General features: G+C 42.5%; 20 protein-coding genes and 1 other RNA gene. 10 read left to right on the forward strand and 11 right to left on the reverse strand.

Annotation, left to right across the window (positions count from 1 at the left end; all coding sequences use genetic code 11):
• Position 1 precedes the first annotated feature (1 nt).
• On the forward strand, positions 2-772 hold the full coding sequence (locus BP27_RS0107650; protein ID WP_027851052.1) for an MBL fold metallo-hydrolase: 771 nt from the start codon (positions 2-4) through the stop codon (positions 770-772).
• On the opposite strand, the gene radA is transcribed toward BP27_RS0107650, so the two are convergent.
• Positions 769-2139: a DNA repair protein RadA gene (radA, locus tag BP27_RS0107655; protein ID WP_027851053.1), complete on the reverse strand. Its 1371-nt coding sequence runs from the start codon at positions 2137-2139 to the stop codon at positions 769-771. The two genes, BP27_RS0107650 and radA, sit on opposite strands and share 4 nt — an antisense overlap.
• Positions 2140-2224: 85 nt before the next feature.
• Here radA and BP27_RS0107660 point away from each other — a divergent pair, with 85 nt between their 5' ends.
• Positions 2225-3496, forward strand: coding sequence for an O-acetylhomoserine aminocarboxypropyltransferase/cysteine synthase family protein (locus BP27_RS0107660; protein ID WP_027851054.1), 1272 nt, complete (start codon positions 2225-2227; stop codon positions 3494-3496).
• 130 nt (positions 3497-3626) lie between these two features.
• Positions 3627-4217, forward strand: coding sequence for a peroxidase-related enzyme (locus BP27_RS0107665; RefSeq protein WP_027851055.1), 591 nt, complete (start codon positions 3627-3629; stop codon positions 4215-4217).
• 3 nt (positions 4218-4220) lie between these two features.
• Here BP27_RS0107665 and BP27_RS0107670 read toward each other — a convergent pair whose 3' ends face one another.
• Positions 4221-6275, reverse strand: coding sequence for an alpha/beta hydrolase (locus tag BP27_RS0107670; protein WP_027851056.1), 2055 nt, complete (start codon positions 6273-6275; stop codon positions 4221-4223).
• A gap of 73 nt (positions 6276-6348) precedes the next feature.
• On the reverse strand, positions 6349-7419 hold the full coding sequence (gene hemE, locus BP27_RS15635; RefSeq protein ID WP_036239746.1) for a uroporphyrinogen decarboxylase: 1071 nt from the start codon (positions 7417-7419) through the stop codon (positions 6349-6351).
• A 176-nt stretch (positions 7420-7595) separates the two neighbouring features.
• Here hemE and ribA point away from each other — a divergent pair, with 176 nt between their 5' ends.
• The gene (ribA, locus tag BP27_RS0107680) at positions 7596-8204 is read left to right on the forward strand and encodes a GTP cyclohydrolase II (RefSeq protein ID WP_027851057.1); all 609 of its coding nucleotides are present in this window, start codon (positions 7596-7598) and stop codon (positions 8202-8204) included.
• Here the strand turns inward: ribA and BP27_RS0107685 are convergent.
• From BP27_RS0107685 to gmk, 4 genes are all read right to left on the reverse strand, one after another.
• Positions 8201-8590 (reverse strand): RidA family protein, encoded by a 390-nt coding sequence (locus BP27_RS0107685; protein ID WP_027851058.1) that lies wholly within the window; start codon positions 8588-8590, stop codon positions 8201-8203. The two genes, ribA and BP27_RS0107685, sit on opposite strands and share 4 nt — an antisense overlap.
• Before the next feature lie 26 nt (positions 8591-8616).
• Positions 8617-10737: a bifunctional GTP diphosphokinase/guanosine-3',5'-bis pyrophosphate 3'-pyrophosphohydrolase gene (gene spoT, locus BP27_RS0107690; protein WP_027851059.1), complete on the reverse strand. Its 2121-nt coding sequence runs from the start codon at positions 10735-10737 to the stop codon at positions 8617-8619.
• Positions 10738-10794: 57 nt separating this feature from the next.
• Positions 10795-11043, reverse strand: coding sequence for a DNA-directed RNA polymerase subunit omega (gene rpoZ / locus BP27_RS0107695; RefSeq protein WP_027851060.1), 249 nt, complete (start codon positions 11041-11043; stop codon positions 10795-10797).
• Between the two features lie 96 nt (positions 11044-11139).
• Positions 11140-11763 (reverse strand): guanylate kinase, encoded by a 624-nt coding sequence (gene gmk / locus BP27_RS0107700; protein WP_027851061.1) that lies wholly within the window; start codon positions 11761-11763, stop codon positions 11140-11142.
• A gap of 137 nt (positions 11764-11900) precedes the next feature.
• Here gmk and recN point away from each other — a divergent pair, with 137 nt between their 5' ends.
• Positions 11901-13556 (forward strand): DNA repair protein RecN, encoded by a 1656-nt coding sequence (recN, locus tag BP27_RS0107705; RefSeq protein ID WP_027851062.1) that lies wholly within the window; start codon positions 11901-11903, stop codon positions 13554-13556.
• Between the two features lie 17 nt (positions 13557-13573).
• Here the strand turns inward: recN and fur are convergent, their stop codons facing one another.
• Positions 13574-13984: a ferric iron uptake transcriptional regulator gene (gene fur / locus BP27_RS0107710; RefSeq protein WP_027851063.1), complete on the reverse strand. Its 411-nt coding sequence runs from the start codon at positions 13982-13984 to the stop codon at positions 13574-13576.
• Positions 13985-14093: 109 nt separating this feature from the next.
• On the opposite strand from fur, the gene BP27_RS15640 reads away from it, so the two are divergent.
• A complete protein-coding gene (locus BP27_RS15640) occupies positions 14094-14435 on the forward strand; it encodes an outer membrane protein assembly factor BamE (RefSeq protein WP_051610449.1) in 342 nt (113 codons plus the stop codon).
• On the opposite strand, the gene BP27_RS0107720 is transcribed toward BP27_RS15640, so the two are convergent.
• Both BP27_RS0107720 and BP27_RS0107725 read right to left on the reverse strand, forming a co-directional pair.
• Positions 14432-14737: an RnfH family protein gene (locus BP27_RS0107720; RefSeq protein WP_027851064.1), complete on the reverse strand. Its 306-nt coding sequence runs from the start codon at positions 14735-14737 to the stop codon at positions 14432-14434. The genes BP27_RS15640 and BP27_RS0107720 overlap by 4 nt on opposite strands.
• Positions 14730-15173 (reverse strand): type II toxin-antitoxin system RatA family toxin, encoded by a 444-nt coding sequence (locus BP27_RS0107725; RefSeq protein ID WP_027851065.1) that lies wholly within the window; start codon positions 15171-15173, stop codon positions 14730-14732. Before BP27_RS0107725 ends, BP27_RS0107720 begins: the two co-directional genes overlap by 8 nt.
• Positions 15174-15281: 108 nt before the next feature.
• On the opposite strand from BP27_RS0107725, the gene smpB reads away from it, so the two are divergent.
• The 4 genes from smpB to BP27_RS0107745 all read left to right on the forward strand — a co-directional run bounded on the left by smpB (position 15282) and on the right by BP27_RS0107745 (position 18797).
• A complete protein-coding gene (gene smpB, locus BP27_RS0107730; protein ID WP_027851066.1) occupies positions 15282-15764 on the forward strand; it encodes an SsrA-binding protein SmpB in 483 nt (160 codons plus the stop codon).
• A gap of 75 nt (positions 15765-15839) precedes the next feature.
• Positions 15840-16202: a transfer-messenger RNA gene (ssrA, locus tag BP27_RS16965) on the forward strand.
• Between the two features lie 800 nt (positions 16203-17002).
• Positions 17003-18178: an MBOAT family O-acyltransferase gene (locus tag BP27_RS0107740; protein ID WP_150112029.1), complete on the forward strand. Its 1176-nt coding sequence runs from the start codon at positions 17003-17005 to the stop codon at positions 18176-18178.
• Positions 18165-18797, forward strand: coding sequence for a hypothetical protein (locus BP27_RS0107745; RefSeq protein ID WP_027851068.1), 633 nt, complete (start codon positions 18165-18167; stop codon positions 18795-18797). The genes BP27_RS0107740 and BP27_RS0107745 overlap by 14 nt, the downstream gene beginning before the upstream one ends.
• Here BP27_RS0107745 and BP27_RS0107750 read toward each other — a convergent pair.
• On the reverse strand, positions 18786-19126 hold a 341-nt coding region (locus BP27_RS0107750; protein ID WP_150112031.1), incomplete at its 5' end, for a transposase. The two genes, BP27_RS0107745 and BP27_RS0107750, sit on opposite strands and share 12 nt — an antisense overlap.

The raw sequence follows: 19126 nt of genomic DNA on the forward strand, positions 1-19126 counted from the left end.
GATGAAGGTAGAGATTTTAGGCTGCAGTGGAGGCATGGGCGCAGGACAATACACCACCTGCTACCGAGTCAACGAACATATTTTATTAGATGCAGGCACAGGCTTAGGTCAGTTAACCCACGATGAACAGTTAAAAATTAAGCATATATTTATTACCCATTCCCACATGGATCATATTTGCTTTTTACCTCTGCTTATCGACAACCTATTTGAACACTTAGAAGAGCCCCTTGAAGTTTATGCCCTACCAGAAGTGCTAGAGACTTTACGTACACACATTTTTAACTGGGAAATTTGGCCAGACTTTTCAACCCTGCCCAATGAAAAAACACCCGTTGTTCGATTTAATGCCATTACACCCAACCAACCACTCACCCTTGAAGGGTTAACTTTTACTGCATTTCTAGTTGAGCATATCGTTCCTACTTGTGGTTACCACCTAGTTGACCAACAAGGTGAATCTTTAGCCTTTACAGGCGACACCACCTTTGGTCCAGAGGTTTTGAAAGAATTGAACAGGCTAGGTAAATTAGATGTACTCATGACTGAGTGCGCCTTTCCTAACCGGCTAGATGAGTTAGCTAAACTAGCCAAACACCTTACACCTGCGTTACTTAGCGAGTTTATCCAAGCTCTAGAACATACACCCAAACAAGTTTGGCTATCTCACTTAAAACCCAGCCAAACAAAAGAAATTAAAGCTGAGCTAGCACAACTTAATTTACAAACCAAAATGCATTTGCTTGAGTCGGGTGAGTTTTTAGAGGTTTAAACCGCTTCCAAGGCTTCGCTTAACCGGCTAACGCCTATTACTTGCATACCAGCTGGCATATCTTTAGGTACATTGCCTTTAGGTACAATAGCGCGGGTAAAGCCATGTTTAGCTGCCTCTCTAATTCTTTCTTGGCCGCTAGGTACTGGGCGTATCTCTCCAGACAAACCTATTTCACCAATAACCATTAGCTCATGGGGTAACGGCTGGTTTTTGAGTGAAGACACTATTGCCATAACGGCAGCTAAATCAGCACTGGTTTCTAATACCTTAATACCGCCCACCACGTTCAAAAATACATCTTGATCGCCTGTAAAAATACCGCCGTGCCGATTCAAAACCGCCAAGAGCATAGACAAACGATTAGCATCTAAGCCAACCGCAACCCGCCTTGGGTTACCTAGTTGCGACTCATCCACCAACGCCTGTACTTCCACTAATAAAGGGCGTGTACCTTCCCAGGTTGCCATAACCACACTACCCGCTGCAGCTTCTTCGTCGCGTGAAAGAAAAATTGCCGAAGGATTTTTTACTTCCTTTAGCCCGCCTTCCAACATAGCAAACACACCCAGCTCATTCACTGCACCAAAACGGTTTTTTTGGCCTCGTAAAGTACGAAAGCGAGAATCTGCTTCGCCTTCTAATAAAAGGGAAGCGTCTATCATGTGCTCTAAAACTTTAGGGCCTGCTAACGAACCATCTTTAGTGACATGACCCACTAAGAATAAAACTGTATGCGTTTGTTTAGCAAAGCGAGTTAAAAAAGCAGCAGACTCTCTAACCTGGGCAACACCACCAGGGGCCGACTGAAGATCACTAACGTGCATGGTTTGAATTGAGTCCACTATCAGTACTTGGGGTTTTTCTACTTCGGCTACCGCCAAAATGCTTTCAACACTGGTTTCTGCCAGCATTTTCAAACCCTGTGTTGGCAAACTTAGCCGCTGCGCTCTTAAAGCCACCTGCTGCAAAGATTCCTCACCCGTGACATAAAGCACTTTCATTAACTGCGCCAGCTTACAAGCCGTTTGTAGCAGCAGGGTAGATTTACCCGCCCCAGGGTGGCCACCCAACAAAACGGCAGAACCAGGCACCAACCCACCACCTAGAACACGATCAAATTCATTAAAGGTGGTTGAAAACCTAGGAAGGTCTTGTAAGTCTATTTCAGCTAGGTCTTGTACCTGTTTAGATAAACCACCTGCAAATCCACTACGCGCAGCTGCTATGGGCGAGCTTCTACTCGCAGCTCCTAACCGAATTTCCTGTACACTATTCCATTCTTTGCAAGCAGTACATTGACCCTGCCATTTACTGTATTCTGCTCCGCATTCTATGCAAACATAAGCGGTTTTTTGTTTTGCCATTTTGCCCTGCTTTTTTATTGACAGTTATAAGAAACGCATTCAATATAACCAAAAGTTAAATAATGCTCAAAATAAGGATACACAGATGAAACGTGAAACGCTTGCTCTACACCATGCTTATGAACCCGATGGCCAACATGCGGTTGCAGTTCCTATTCACCAAACCACTTCGTTTAGCTTCGACTCGGCTCAACATGCAGCCGACCTCTTCGACCTAAAAGTGCCTGGCAACATTTATACCCGCATAATGAATCCAACCTGCGCTATTTTAGAACAACGCATTGCCGCGCTTGAAGGTGGTATTGCTGGCTTAGCGGTTGCTTCAGGTATGGCTGCGATTACTTACGCTATTCAAACGATAGCGCAAGCAGGCGATAACATTGTTTCAATCAGCGAGCTCTATGGTGGTACATACAATCTTTTTGCTCATACGCTTCCTCGTCAGGGTATAGAAGTACGCTTTGTAGATAAAAATGACCTAGCTGGCTTAGAAGCTTTAATTGATGCTAACACCAAAGCAGTCTTCTGCGAATCCATTGGTAACCCTTCAGGTGGCGTTGTTGATATGGAAGGCTTAGTTGAAGTTGCTCACCGTCAGGGTGTTCCTGTAATAGTAGACAACACTGTTGCAACTCCTTTTTTGTGGCGACCCATTGAGCAAGGCGCAGACATAGTTATTCAGTCAGCCACCAAATACATTGGCGGACACGGTACTACCCTAGGTGGTGTTATTGTTGATTCAGGTAAGTTTCCTTGGGGTGACAATGCTGAGCGCTTTCCACTGCTAAACCAACCCGATGTTTCTTATCATGGGGTGAACTATGTAAAAGATGTGGGTGCAGCAGCCTTTATTACTCGTGCCCGAGTGGTTCCTTTACGCAATATGGGTGCAGCTCTTTCTGCACAGTCTGCTTGGAACCTTTTACAAGGATTAGAAACCCTAGCACTGCGTATGGAGCGCACCTGTGAAAACACTCAAAAAGTGGCTGAGTATTTAAAACAGCACTCTCAAGTAGCTTGGGTTAATTATGCTGGTTTAGCTGATCACCCAGACCATGCACTAGCGCAAAAATACATGGATGGTAAAGCCTCAGGTATTCTTAGCTTTGGTATTAAGGGCGGTAAAGAAGCAGGTGTTAAATTTTACGATGCACTACAACTGTTTAATCGCTTGGTTAACATTGGCGATGCTAAAAGCTGCTCTTCTATTCCTGCGTCCACCACTCACCGCCAACTAAATGCTGATGAACTAGCTAAGGCTGGGGTAAGTGAAGATATGGTGCGCTTATCTGTAGGTATTGAGCATATCGATGACCTACTGGCTGACTTAGAGCAAGCACTCTCTGCTGCTAACTAAGCTTAGTTAGGTTATATGCCCTGCTGGTAATGACTAGTAGGGCATTTTTTATGCTTGTCATTTAATAAGCGAGTCGGCAATCTGGTTGTGGATAATTTATCTATAAATAACAACAATAAGGAATAAAGTCATGTCATCACCTTTGAGCCCCTACTTTAATTTACCTACAGAAATTGACGATCTACCTGAAGATATTAAAAATACTATTCTAGCAGTACAAGAAAAAGCAGGTTTTGTGCCTAATGTATTTTTAATGTTGGCTTACCGTCCTGCTGAGTTTCGTGCATTTTTTGCTTACTATGATGCGCTAATGGAAAGAGAGTCTGAAACGCTAACCCTAGCTGAAAAAGAAATGATAGTAGTAACAACCAGTGCACAAAATCACTGCCTTTACTGTGTGGTTGCTCATGGAGCTTTATTGCGTATTTACAGTAAAGATCCGCTAATCGCTGATCAAGTAGCTATTAACCACAGAACCGCTCCACTCAGTGACCGTCACCGTGTAATGCTAGACTTTGCTTTGTACGTTAGCTTAGAGGCAGGCGAGCTAAATGAAGCTTGGGTAGAAGAACTTGAAGCAGTAGGTTTTACTAGGGAAGATATTTGGGATATAGGTGCTGTGTGTGCTTTTTTTGGTCTATCAAACCGTATGGTGTCATTAACAGGTACACCGCCCAATCAGGAGTTTTACCTGCTTGGACGGCAACCTAAAAACAACTAACGCTTAAGACTTTTTAGCTGGCGGCTTCTTTTTAGAAGTTGCTGGCTTAGGTTTGGCTTTAGCTGTTTTCACTTCTGGTGCTTTTTTTGCAGCTTCTTTTACCGAGTCAGACTTATCAGCTGCTGCCTCTGGAGCTGGAGGGCAAGGGTCTGGTGTTCCAGGCTCTTTATTCGGAATATATACCGGCGGCTCATCTTGCAGGAAGTCAGTTACTAGCTCTAAAAACTCCGCCAGTAATCGTTTACTCACCACAAAAATATGCCCCACATTTTTTTCGATGGTACGGTTTAACCCACCACAGGTCATTTGTATATTGCCACCTTTACGTCCCCACCTTTCGCTTGTTAAACAAGAGCCAACAGGAGCAATAGGGTCACGCAAACCACGGTAGTCAAACAGTGCAACATCCGCCATGTTTAACATGTCCATATCAACAGGCTTACCATCTAGCTCTGGATATTTAGAAGGTAGTGTATATTTACCTTCCCAAATCTCATTGTCTAAGAAGATTTTTTGAATCCACTCACGGTGAGCACGTGCTGGAAAACGTGTTCCAGAATTTAACCAATGCATAAAGGGTGCAGCATCGTCTATTGCGCCTGGGAAATTGGCACGAGCATAGAAACCCTCTGCAACACTAAAGGCTACACCTGGCTGAATGGCATGCATACCGACTTCAATAGTTTGCGGTGGCACGTTAGACCCAGCATAGAAGGTTTTCATTACTTCAGGTGAATAGTGCTCGCGTATGACATCACGCATAGGCTTATGACCACTAGCTTCATCATCAAAGAAAATAGGTGCTGTCATAAGTACTACTTGACGTATTTGCAGCTCACCACCTTCAATATTTAACTCTTCAATTCTACGCGCTAGGTAGGGCATAAATAAGGTGCCGCCCATGCAGTAAGACATAACATCAATACTTTGCTTTGGATGACGCTCAATAATCATATCCAAGTATTTGTCATGCACAGTTTTACCGTAAAAGCTTAACCCTAAGTTAGCTTGATCTGGGCCAGGGTTACCATAGTCAACCATATAAATATCGTAACCCTGCTGCAGCATACCCTCTACGACTGACTTACCCGGGGCAAGATCAAAAATCTCACAACGGTTAATCATTGGGCTGGCCATATAAAGCGTTTTACCGTTTGGCTTAATGCCTTCAGGTAAAGGGTAGTGCCTTAATTTTACTGAATACAAAGCTGATCCAGGTACCTCTTCCCACTGACAAGCACCTAAAAAAGATGCAGGTGACTCAAGTGCAAAACGGCGTACATCAAATGCATCACGCGCCAATAAGGCGAGCAAACGTAATTCGCAATCTGCTAAGTATTGAGCATCATCTTGTACTTTTTCGCCCTCTGGGGTGAGCTTACGATAAGGATTGCGTGTTAAATCACTTAGGGGCTCATTAGCAATGACTTGTAACAGTGACCTGAGCAGCTTTTTCATTGCTCTTAAGCGTGTTTGGCCGAAGCTATGGTACTGCCACTCTAAGCGTCGCAGTGCAGCCAGGCTAGTTAACAACCAAGCCTGACCAGATGCCTGCTCACAAACACGGTCACACGCAGCTCTATCAAACACTAACTTATAGCCAGAGCGTGTTACATCATCACGTCCTGAAGCAATTTCTTCTTCAGTTGCTTTCACTTCTTTAGTTAAAGCAATGACCAACCTTTTAATGCGTGCAGCATAGGCAGACTCAATACGAATATTGTCAGTCGCTACAGGGTCTGGATCTCGACCTACTGCAACAGCCTCTTGTGTTGCTTTTACCAGCGGCTTAAGCCAACCAGTGAACACTTCGGGTGGAACACCAAAAGGAGCAAAAAAATCACTTTGCTGGTAAGACAAAGACATCATGCTTTTAAGCACTTGGCCGTTGAAGTTGCTAAGCCAATGATTAGTGTCTTTTAAACGTGCCACGTTATCTGCAGGCGTTAGCGTTAAAAAACCATCTAGCTGATCTGCAGTAAAACGCGGCACAGGTGTGGCTAGTCCTTTAAGCGTATTTGAAAGCACGTCTGGCAATTCATCATTCATTGTAAACATTGATACACACCTCTGTTTGCTGATTACATTCTGTAATATTAGCAAAACCTTAAAAAACAATAAAGCTTAGCCGTTACTTCTGATTATGGTAGGGCACACTTAACTCATGCACCGCATCAATTAAAATTTTGGCATGCTCAGGGTTAGCAAACTGGTTGATACCATGCCCAAGATTGAAAACATGACCATTTCCAGGTCCATAGCTTTCTAAAATTCGGCCCACTTCTGCACGTATAGACGCTGGTGTTCCAAACAAACCGCTAGGGTCAAAGTTACCTTGCAAAGCAACCCTGTGGCCAACTCTTGCACGCGCATCGCTCATTTCTGTTGTCCAGTCTAAGCCTAATGCATCAGCACCCACTGCAGCCATGTGCTCCAACCATTGACCACCACCTTTGGTGAATAAAATAACTGGTACTTTACGCCCATCATGCTCACGAATAAGGCCGTGAACTATTTGCTCCATGTACTTCAAAGAAAACTCTAGGTAGGCAGGTGTAGATAAAGCACCTCCCCAAGAGTCAAAAATTTGTACTGCCTGCGCACCCGCTCGGATCTGTGCGTTTAGATAGTCAGTCACCGTGCGTGCTAACTTGTCTAGCAGTTGATGCATTACATCTGGTTGACCATAGAGCATGCCTTTGGCATGACGGTATTCTTTGCTGCCTTGACCTTCAATCATATAGGTAGCCAAGGTCCAGGGGCTGCCAGAAAAACCAATTAAGGGTACGCGACCATTTAACTCTTTACGAATACTACTCACCGCATCGGTTACATAACCTAAATCACTTTCAATGTTTGGAATAGGTAAGTCTTCAACGTCTTTAGCAGTGCGAACTGTTTTTTTGAAGCGCGGGCCTTCACCTGGTTCAAAGTAGAGACCTAAACCCATAGCATCAGGAATGGTTAAAATATCTGAAAACAAAATAGCCGCATCTAAGTCAAAGCGCTCTAATGGCTGCATTGTTACTTCAGTTGCTAGCTCGGTATTACGGCACAAGTCCATAAAGCTACCAGCATCTTTACGTGTAGCTAAATACTCAGGCAAGTAACGCCCAGCCTGACGCATCATCCAAACAGGTGTTGCATCAACAGCTTCACCGTTAAGCGCACGTAGAAAACGATCATTTTTTAATTCAGACATAGAAACTTCCCTAAACAGAATTGACTTAAAAACCAACTAATTTGTTAGCATTCTAGCTGCCTTATCGCTAGAGGTCAGCCTAATTACAAGAAATACCTTCTTGCAGTTGCTGCCTTAAAGCTTGTTAGCGAGTAGAATAGCCCAACTTTAATTCCTAAAACTGTGAGACTAACCCTGTGACTTTGCGTTTTGTTGCTGCTTCCCGTTTACCTACCCCTTGGGCTGTATTTACCATGCATGGCTTTGAAGACAGCGAAACTGGTAAAGAACACCTAGCTTTAACCCTAGGTGAGTTAGACAACACCGAACCGGTATTAGCTCGCATTCACTCTGAATGCTTAACAGGCGATGCTTTATTTTCTTTACGTTGTGACTGCGGCTTCCAGCTACAAGAAGCACTCAAGCGCATTGCTGCTGAAGGCCGAGGAGCTTTATTTTACTTGCGTCAAGAAGGTCGCGGCATTGGTCTTCTTAATAAAATTCGTGCTTACCACCTACAAGATCAGGGAGCAGATACAGTAGAAGCAAATGAGCAACTAGGTTTTGAGGCTGATATGCGCGACTACTCTATGTTGCCTTCCATGCTAGAGCACCTTGGGATTAAAAGTGTTCGTCTAATGACTAACAACCCACGCAAGGTTAATGCTTTTGCTAGTTACGGCATACAAGTTGATGAACGCATCCCCCTTACAACGGGTCTCAATCCTTATAATGCTGATTACTTAGACACCAAAGCCAACAAGCTGGGACACCTAATGAAGCCTGAAGACTACAAAGATAATTAATCACCAACGACCATCACTGCTTCCGCCTCAAAGGCAACACCTTTAGGAAGGGCAGCTACTTGAACAGCTGCTCTAGCTGGGTAAGGCTGGCTGAAATAGCGTGCCATCACATCATTAACCACAGCAAAGTTAGCTAAATCCACTAAATAGAGGTTAACTTTTACTACATCATCCATGCTTCCACCTGCTGCTTGAGCTACCGCTTGCAGGTTCTCAAATACTTGTACAGCCTGAGCTTCAAAGCCACCTTCAACAATTTCCATGGTGGCAGGTACCAGTGGAATCTGTCCTGATAAATAAACTGTATTTCCTGCTTTTACAGCTTGAGAGTAAGTACCTATTGCTTGAGGGGCTTGGTCGGTATTTATTACAGAGCGATTACTCATAAAAATAGTTCTCTAAAGGTTAACGACTAACGTAAGCGAACAACACGGTTCACCTCTGGTATTAATCTTAGTTTTTTCATTAATCTGGCAAGGTGTACTCGGTTTTTAATTAAAACACCTAGCGTCAATGTTGAAATACGTGCGTCGCGCTCATCAACACTAATTCGATCTAGGCCAACATCCATTTCTGCTGCCAAGGTTGCAATGCGAGCAATAATGCCACGCTGATGCTCTATTTCTAAACGCAGGTTAAGACCAAACTCACCTTCAACGGCATCAGCCCAACTTAAAGTCACGCATTTTTCTGGGTCATTTCTTATTTCAGTTAGGTTACGGCAAGTATCACGGTGCACCACTATACCGCTACCAAAGCTTATGTGACCAAGAATAGAGTCATCAGGTATAGGGTGGCAACAACGCGCAAAACTTACCACCATCCCTTCTGTGCCATGAATAACCATCGATCCTTCTTGGCTTGCACTCGCTTCAACTAAGGTATCTTTATCATCTATCAATCGCCTAACAACAACGTAGGCCATACGCTTACCCAAACCAATGGCTTCGAGCAACTCCTGCAAAGAACCCACTTCCATTTCTTCAAGCAGTGGCACTAAACGCTCGTCGCTAATTTGCTCTAGGTGAACATTGAATTGGCTAAGGGCTTTATCTAATAAACGACGACCCAAAGATTCTGACTCAGTACGCTGCTGCTGTTTTATATAATGTCGAATTGCCGAACGTGCACGAGCAGTTGTTACAAAGGACAGCCATGCAAGGTTAGGTCGAGCGCCAGGCGCAGTAATAATTTCTATTGTTTGGCCGCTATGCAGTTTTGCAGACAGAGGAGCTAATTTACGGTCAACCCTACAAGCAACACAAGCATGCCCTATATCGGTATGAACTGCGTAAGCAAAATCAACAGGGGTTGAACCTTTTGGCAGCTCCATGATTTCACCACGCGGAGTGAAAACATACACTTCATCAGGAAACAGGTCGACCTTCACATGCTCAATAAATTCTAGTGAATCGCCCGCTCGCTGCTGCATTTCTAGCAAGCCTTTAACCCACTGTCTTGCGCGCGCATGACTGCCTTCAGCTATAGGGTGATCTGTTTGGCCTGCTTTATATAACCAATGAGCAGCCACACCATTGTTAGCCATAGCTTCCATTTCACGCGTGCGAATTTGTACTTCTATGGGCATTCCACTTAGGCCAAATAAAGAGGTATGCAAAGACTGGTAGCCATTAGCTTTAGGTATTGCTACATAATCTTTAAAGCGCCCAGGAACAGGCTTATAAGTATTGTGCACCGTACCTATCGCACGGTAACAGTCATCAACAGATTCCGTAAGAATGCGAAATGCATAAACATCCATAATTTCGCTAAATGACTTCTTCTGATACTTCATTTTGTTGTAGAGGGACAAAAGGTTTTTCTCTCGTCCAACCACTCGGCCTTTTAAGCCATCTTGTTCAAGTCTTTCTTGCAAGCGTACTTGAATTTTTTTAACAACTTCCCGACGATTCCCCCTTACCTGTAAAACAGCACGTTTTAATCGTTCATAGCGCATAGGGTAAATGGCTTGAAAACTTAAATCTTCAAGCTCTAATCGTAGGGTATTAATACCTAAACGGTTAGCAATAGGGGCATAAATATCAAGGGTTTCACGAGCAATTCTGCGCTTTTTATCAGGCCTTAGTGCACCCAGAGTGCGCATATTGTGGAGGCGGTCAGCTAACTTAACGATAATGACACGTATATCTTCCGCCATGGCTAAGACCATTTTACGGAAGTTTTCAGCCTGAGCTTCTGCCTTAGATTCAAAGGTAATTTGAGTTAGCTTAGAAACGCCATCAACCAACTCAGCAACCACTTCACCAAACTGGCGAGTTACTGCTTCTTTATTAACACTTGTATCTTCAATGACATCATGCAACAAGGCTGCAATTAATGCCTGATGATCCATGTGTAAATTAGCTAAAATAGTGGCTACGGCAAGAGGGTGGGTAACATAAGGCTCACCTGAACTGCGCCTTTGGCCATCATGGGCTTGCTCAGAGTAAAAATAGGCTCGTCTTACCTGCTGAACTTCATCAGCGGGTAAGTAGCCTTTTAGTCGATCACAAAGATCATCAATAGTATTCATCACCCAACCCTTTATAAGTTCAGTGCAGCAACAAGGTGGGCGATCAATAGCATGGGATTAGTACTCCTGCGGTGGCTGCTCTTCAACTACAGCAGGCTTAACTTCAGCTTCATCTAAAATAGCTGCTGTTGTTAACCCTTCGGCAACCTCTCTTAATGCAACCACAGTTGGCTTATCATTTTCCCAAGCTAAACGAGGCTCTTTTCCACCAATCGTTAACTGACGTGAACGCTTACTTGCAACCATCACGAGTTCAAAGCGGTTAGCAACATTTTCTAGACAATCTTCAACAGTAACTCGAGCCATTAAAAAACACCTGCATTAAAATTAATTAGAGAACAAGAATAAACCAGTTAAGCTAGTGTAACGGAGCAATACACCTTACAACAAGAGGCATCAGCCTTATGCAGGTATTAGCTCAGCCAATAAGGTAGCATTTTTTGCTTGCTGCCTAGCCAATTCTAACCTGTTAGCAACAAAAATAGCTTTTAACTCTGCTAGTGCTTGTGCAAAATCATCGTTAACTAGCAGGTAGTCGTATTCTTGCCAATGACTCATTTCACTGATTGCTTGCTGCATTCTACCTGCTATAACTTCTGCTGAGTCTTGCCCTCGTGCATTCAATCGCTCATTAAGCGCTGATAAGGAAGGAGGTAAAATAAAAATACCTATAGCTTCAGGCATTTGTTTTCTAACCTGCTGTGCACCCTGCCAATCTATCTCTAAAATAACATCAATTCCTAAATTAAGGCGCTCTTGAACAGCTAGACGCGAAGTACCATACAAATTACCAAATACTTCTGCGTGCTCAAAAAAAGCCCCTGCTTCAACTAGGTCTTGAAAAGCGCTTTTTTCAACAAAGTGGTAGTTAACACCCGTTTCTTCTCCTGGTCGTATATTTCTTGTGGTGTGAGATACCGACACTTCCAGTTGATCTAACTCTTTTAACAATGCAGCGACTAAACTGGTTTTACCTGCACCAGAAGGTGCTGAAATGACATAAAGACGGCCTTTTGATTGCGACATAGCCAACCCTCTAAAAATATTGATACCTAATAGTTTACTTGCTCACCAAAAAAGAAGCTAAATTGTTAATAGATTACTTGCCGTAATAACCACCCTAAGGTATAAATAACACTGTATATATTATCAGGAGGATCAACATGCTAGTCAGCTTAAGCATTAGACAACTTGCTATCGTAGACCACCTTGAACTGGAATTTCATAAAGGCATGACCGTTATTACCGGCGAAACAGGCGCGGGTAAATCGATACTATTACAAGCACTGGGTCTGGCCTTAGGTGACCGGTCTGATAACGACAGCATTCGTCATGGTGCTGCTAGAGCAGAAATAACGGCTAGCTTTGATTTAAGTAATCTACCTCAGGCAAAAGACTGGCTTACAGAAAAAGACCTAGATGCCAGTGAGTGTATTTTACGTCGTAGCCTATTAAGCAATGGCCGATCTAAAGCTTGGATCAATGGCCAACCCTGCCCTGTACAGCACCTCAAAGAGCTAGGTAGCTTATTGCTTGATATACACGGGCAACATGCACACCAGTCTTTATTGCGTAAAGAAACCCACTTAGAAATTCTTGATCAATATGCAGGGTTAGAAAAACAAACCAGCAAACTGTCAGCAACTTACCGAGCATGGCATAACACCCAAAAACGCCTAGAAGGCATTCGCCAACAAGATGATGCTCAGCGTGCACGTATTCAGCTTTTACGTTACCAAATTGAAGAGTTAGACCAACTCAATATTCAACAAGATGAACTATTAGAACTAGAAGCCGAACAAGCTCAACTAGCCAATGCAGAACAGCTGATTCAAACCAGCCAAGCAGCCTTAGAGCTGTGTGACAGCGAAGATGGTGCAGCGCTTCAACAAGTAAGCCAGGCTCTACAACTTCTGAGTGGACTTAACCTAGCCAACCTACAGCCTGTAGAACAAATGCTACAAGAAACCCAAATTCAACTACAGGAAACCAGCCGAGAGCTAGAACATTATGCCAGCACTCTTGAGGTTGACCCTGTCCGCCTACAGTGGGTAGAAGACCGCTTAAGCAGTATTTATCAAACAGCACGCAAGCATCATTTACAAGCAGATGAACTAACCAACCACCACGCACTTTTAAAGCAAGAGTTAAATGAGCTAGACGTTGGTGAGTCAAGCATAGACCTACTCAGCAACCAGCTAGAAGAGCTGAACACTGAATACCAAGCTCAAGCTAAGCTTTTGCAACAAAAACGCCTCCAAGCAACTAAAAAACTACAAACAGCAGTTGATGAGCAGCTAGCTTACCTAGGCATGGAAAAAAGCCAGTTTAAAGTGAGCTTTAAACCTTTAGAGGGTCTGCACGCTTTAGGTACAGATGAAATAGAGTTTCTTATTGCACCTAATCCAGGGCAACCGCCCAAGCCGCTTATTCGCATCGCTTCGGGTGGTGAGCTTTCAAGAATTAGTCTTGCTATTCAAGTGATTGCTGCACAAACCAGCAGCATACCTACCCTGGTATTTGATGAAGTTGACGTTGGTATTTCTGGTGCGACTGCTGAAATAGTGGGTCGGCTACTTAAAGAGCTAGCGTTACGGGGGCAAATTATATGCGTTACCCACTTACCACAGGTGGCTGCTCAGGGTGATCAACATTTACACATTCATAAACAAGTAGACCAAGACACCACTTTAACGCAAATGGAACTACTTGATGAAAAGGGAAGGATAACTGAGCTTGCTCGAATGCTAGGAGGCATAAAACTATCCGAGCGAACCTTGGCCCACGCCAAAGAAATGCTGAAAGGCAGCCGCCATTAAGGCGGCTGTAAAGCTAGTTAGCTTTGTTTTTTTCTAACATAAAGAACCAGCGAGTGATCAACCAACTCTAAGCCATGCGACTCGGCCAACTTGTGTTGTAACGCTTCAAGCTCCTCATCAAAAAACTCAATTACATCACCCGTTTCCACATCAACCATGTGGTCGTGGTGCTCTTCAGTGGATAACTCAAATACAGCATAGCCACCATCAAAGTTATGCTTGTCTACCAATCCAGCTGCCTCAAACTGGGTTAAAACACGGTAAACTGTAGCTAAGCCAACATCTTCTCCGGCATCTATCAAGGCTTTATAAACATCTTCTGCACTTAAGTGGTCGTCTGCATGACGCTCCAACACCTGCAAAATCTTGATACGCGGCAAGGTCACTTTAAGACCTACTTTTCTCAATTCGTGGTTTTTATCAGCCATCAGAACTCTCAATACAAAAGTGACTAGAACACTTCGCTGTAGAGCAAAGTTTAAGTATGATGTAAACACTACTATTATTGACCGAAGTAAAAAAGAGTTAAACACCTAGATGAATAAAAAACCCACTAAAATACTCACCTTTATGCTAATTGCCTTTTTTTTAAGTGGCTGTAGCTGGATAAGCCCCTATAAACAAGGTGTTCAACAGGGCAATATTTTGGATGAAGAGTCCATTGAACAACTAAAAGTTGGTATGAGCCAAGAGCAGGTGGTCTACTTATTAGGTACACCCTTACTAAAAGCACCCAACAATCCTCACCAGTGGGACTATGTTTACCAGCTTCGCCAAGGTCAAAAATTAATTAAACGTGAAACCTTAAGAGTTAACTTTGAAGTTGATGCTAGAGGCGAACTAAAACTAGCTCAGTTTACTCACCAACCTCAAAGCTAGTCTGCTTTTTTCTCAGCACGCTTAGCGCGTGACGCTTTAGGGTCAGCAATCAGCGGGCGATAAACTTCGATTCTGTCGCCTTGCTTAACTTCTTGCTCTGCAGGTTTAGCAACTAGCTTACCAAATATACCTAGCCGTGAAGTTGTTAGGTCTAAGTCTGGGAAGTAAGCGTCTATGCCTGAGCTTAATGCTGCAGCATATACACTAGTACCCTTAGGCACTTTAATACTCAGAATCTTCTGCTTAGTTGGTAAAGCAAAAGCCACCTCTATTTCTAGCAATGCCACTAACTGATTAGACATGCTTTCCGTAAACCTCATCTGCACGCTTTACAAAAGCCTCAACTTGGCTGGCTGCCATTTGGCTAAACAAAGGCGTTAAAGCGGCAGAAACTAATCGGCCACCAGCAATCTCAAACTCTATATCGAAGTGAACCTTGCAGGCTTGTTCATTTAAAGGTTGAAAATACCAGCTCCCCTCTAGCTTTTTAAAGGGGCCATCTAGTAACTTTAGTTCTATACGTTCTGGATCAAACAGCTCGTTACGCGTAGTAAAACTATACTTCATACCCGCTTTAGAAAGCTCTAACTCACCAATCAAATAACTTTCTTCTCGGTGAATCAAGCGTGCATTACTGCAACCCGGAAGGAATTTAGGGTAAGATTCACAATCATTAACCAGCTCAAACATTTCTTTCGCAGAATGCATAACCAAAGCGGAGCGACTGATACGGCTCATAATTCACTCCAATTCTTGTTGATCTAAGGTGAATACTAACATGACAGCCAATGACTGCACCTCAACAAGAATATTTTTATAGTTAAAAACACCAAGAGCTAATAAATAATGGCAAAAAAACCTAAAAAGAAGCTTAGCAGCAATACTATAGCGGTAAACCGCCGCGCTAGGCATGAATACCACATTGAAGAAACCCTAGAAGCTGGGCTGGTGCTCGCAGGCTGGGAAGTCAAAAGCCTTAGAGCAGGTAAAGCACAGCTAACAGACACCTATATTTTAATTAAAGATGAAGAGGCTTGGTTGCTTGGTTCGCATATCACACCCTTACTTAGTGCCTCTACCCATGTGGTTGCCGACCCAACGCGAACAAGAAAGCTACTGCTACATAAGAAAGAAATAGCTCGCCTTTTAGGACAAATAAACCAGAAAGGCTTCACTTGCGTACCTTTGTCGCTTTACTGGAAAGGTAATAAAATAAAGTGTCAGCTAGCACTTGTTAAAGGTAAGCAGCTTCACGATAAACGCAAATCAGATAAAGATCGTGACTGGGAGCGTCAAAAAGGTAGAATTATGCGTGAGGCAAACAAATAACAGTTAATTAATTGAACTTTCTGTATTGCTTGTGGTTTAACTAGATGACTGTGGTAGAATACTAAGTCACTTAAAGGGGACGTCCTGGCTTCGACGCCGGTAGCAAAACCTGAGGTGCATGCCGAGAGAGGAGTAGCTCTCGTAAATAAATTACTTCATTTTATTATAGTCGCAAACGACGATAATTACGCTCTAGCCGCTTAAGGCTGCTCATGAAACCATGTTGCCTATCGCCGGTGGATTGAGTTTACGAGCGCAGCTAGATAGGATCGCGGCAAAGATAGTCTACGTCAGCGTCGCTAAAACTAAATCGTAGAATCGCTGAAGGGTATCCTGTTCGTTGGAGACCTAACGGTTAAAACAAAAAACGAAACTAAGCATGTAGATCCAAGGGCGGAGTGCCGACGGACGCGGGTTCAACTCCCGCCGTCTCCACCAATCAAGATAAGTAGATACAAAGCAAGACACCTAGAAGCCCCATAGATTGGGGCTTTTTGCTTTCTAGCCTATACAGACCTATCCCGTTCTGCCTATACTTATACCAACATAAAAGCTGGTACAAGTGTTGGTACATTGGTTTTTAAAAAAGCTGATACCAACAAAGGGAGATTAAACACATGGCAAAGCTAGACAATACAAAGCGTAAGCTTACAGAGGTAGCAGTAAAACATCAAAGCAAATGTAAACTAAACAGGAAGGGTGCTGGCTAAGCTAAATAGGTAACTGGTATCGGTTTAGGTTAAGGAAATACACCGTATTAACGACAATGTCTTCTTGCGTGAAGATGGTGCAAATCTAGCTACTTTCCTATACAGTTTACAGAAGAGCACATAAACAACAGTACTAATACAGCACCTTCTAAACGTATCCTAACCCTCATTCCTAAGTACCGTAAACACTACATGAACCGATTATCGCAGCAGATAAAGGTCTAGATGTGATGCGTAGAGAGTGTGACCACTTTAACTCATGGGTTAATAAATTATGAGTTTGCTTACCCCTACACCTTAGCTAAAAGAAATGTTGAGTACAATTGGCTTTTAAGTTAAGCTCCAACAGAATTTTTTAAATGAATATAAAAGAGTAGCTTTAAGCTTAATTAAGAATATTTTATACATTTGCCAAGGATGCAAGGTTGTGCAGATTTTTATTTTGTGGGTTGTCGGTGCCGTTATATTTTCAGCTATATCTCTGGATACGCCAAGTGTTTTTCTAGAGGTTTTAGTACCGCTAATTTTTTGCTTAATAGCAGTTTATTCGTTAAAATCATTAAACCAGCAACCAGCAACCAGCAACCAGCAACCAGCAACCAGCAACCAGCAACCAGCAACCAGCAACCACTTAGCTTAGTCGCCTATCTGCTTTTCTTTTTAATAACGTTAACGTCTTTATTTGGATTTACGGAAACTCTTACTGGTTCACATGCTGAGTCAACTCAGCCACTTCTATTCGGCCTTTCTTTCTATACTGCTACTTTAGCTTACTTTGTAATAAATAATCAGCAACTTACGATTACTGGTGCACTAAAGGCATCAAATCCAATACTCTTAGCAACTGGACCGATAGCCTTATTTATAAAAAACATTCGCTACAAAGGCTTTAAAAAAAGATTTAATTATTTCTTTCCCTTTATTTTGGTAGGTGCCTTCTACTATCAAATTATCGCTGTTCCCCTAACCGAAAGCTTCAAGTTGATAGAAGCAACAGACCTAGTTTCTGCACTGGTATTCGCAACGATATTTGAGCTATTTGTTTATGCAAACTTCTGTGGTCTATCTTTAATAATATATGGGTTATTTGGCTTACTAGGATTTAAAGTACCATTGAACTTTAAGCAGCCTTTTTCTAGTAATAATATAATAGATTTCTGGAAAGGTTGGCACACTAGCCTTTCGACCGTACTAAAGTCACTTTTTTATGCACCACTAAGAAAAAAGTTTTCTTCTAGCATTGCCTTACTAGGTGTTTACTTAGCCTCAGCCATGTGGCATGGGGTTGCTTTCAACTTTGTTTTGTGGGGTGTATTTCATGCACTTATATTCATATTTACTATTAAGCTATTAAAAGCAAAAGTAAGGTTTCTGCCCTTAGTTTTATTCATATTGGGGGTTGTTCTTGGTCGACTACTTTTTTCTGATAGTGATACAGGAAGGCTACTAGAGAAGCTGAAATTTTCTTACGATGGGCTGGGTGTTCTAGGTTTCTTAAAAGGCTTGCCAAACACCACCAAAGTATCGTTACTACTAGGTTTTGGCTTAATTGGTTTAGAATTCTTTTTCCGCAATACAAAGATTATGGCTAAACGCAATTATAAATTTCTAAGAACACCTTTAGCCCTATTCATACTGGTTTCTATAGGGATTGTTTTTGCTAACCAAGTAGGAGTCGATTTTGCCGTATATGGACAGCGTTAATAAATTTATTTGGCGAGTTTGTTTACCATCCTTAGCTATTTTTTATGTGGCTTTTCTTGCGTATGAATACTTTGAAACTAAAAAAGGTATTGAGGATGTAACTGAACATGTTGACAAGAAAGCTATTAAAATTGCTGGCTTGAATAAAATCAACAGCCTTATTCTAGGCGGCTCAAATGCTGACTTTAGTTTAAGTGCAGAAATCTTAACTACTGAAACTAATTATAAATGGTTTAATTTAGCTTTAGGTAGCGAAGCTCACAAGGATAGCAACTACTGGAGCTATATAGAGAGCTCATTACCAGAAAACAGAAGGCTTAATATTGAAAATATAGTATATAGCTCAGTTACCTTGCTAGGTAAAGATCGCATCAATAAAAGAAAAGAAACGACTAAAGACAAATATGGCAATCAAACATCTTTAGATTGGTTTCCAAATGCTTTGATTCCAAATAAAAGTATTGCTTTCTACCTAAAGGAGTTTTTATTAGGAGCAGAGCAGTCTAATCAAAGACATAGAGTATCTAAAAAGCTAGGTGATTTTGATATGTCACAATGGACTTGTGACTTCAAGAGTTCAGAAGCTGAGTTTACTGGCTCTTCGCATTTAAGGGTGTAGGTGCTTTTTGAACCCACCCGATTCTAACAAGCACCTTGCTATGTAGTTGGTTAAATTTCTAAAACCCAGTCCTATGCCTCGTAAGTGCTCCAGCCTGCCATTAATCGCTTCTGTTGGTCCATTGCTAGTGCCTGGGCGATCGAAGTAAGCAAGGATGCTCTGAGCGTGTTTTTTTAATGTTTTTCCTAAGCGTTTAACTTCAATAAGTTCTATCGGTAAGTCAGGCGCTGTGATTATTTTTATAAGTGCTTGCATTAGTTTTTTGCCACGTCTGCGATCTGGCTCGTTATAAGCTGTCACCACTCGTTGATACATGCTCCAACTGCAGT

This window comes from Marinospirillum insulare DSM 21763 (assembly GCF_000686905.1).
Lineage (GTDB): Bacteria > Pseudomonadota > Gammaproteobacteria > Pseudomonadales > Halomonadaceae > Marinospirillum > Marinospirillum insulare.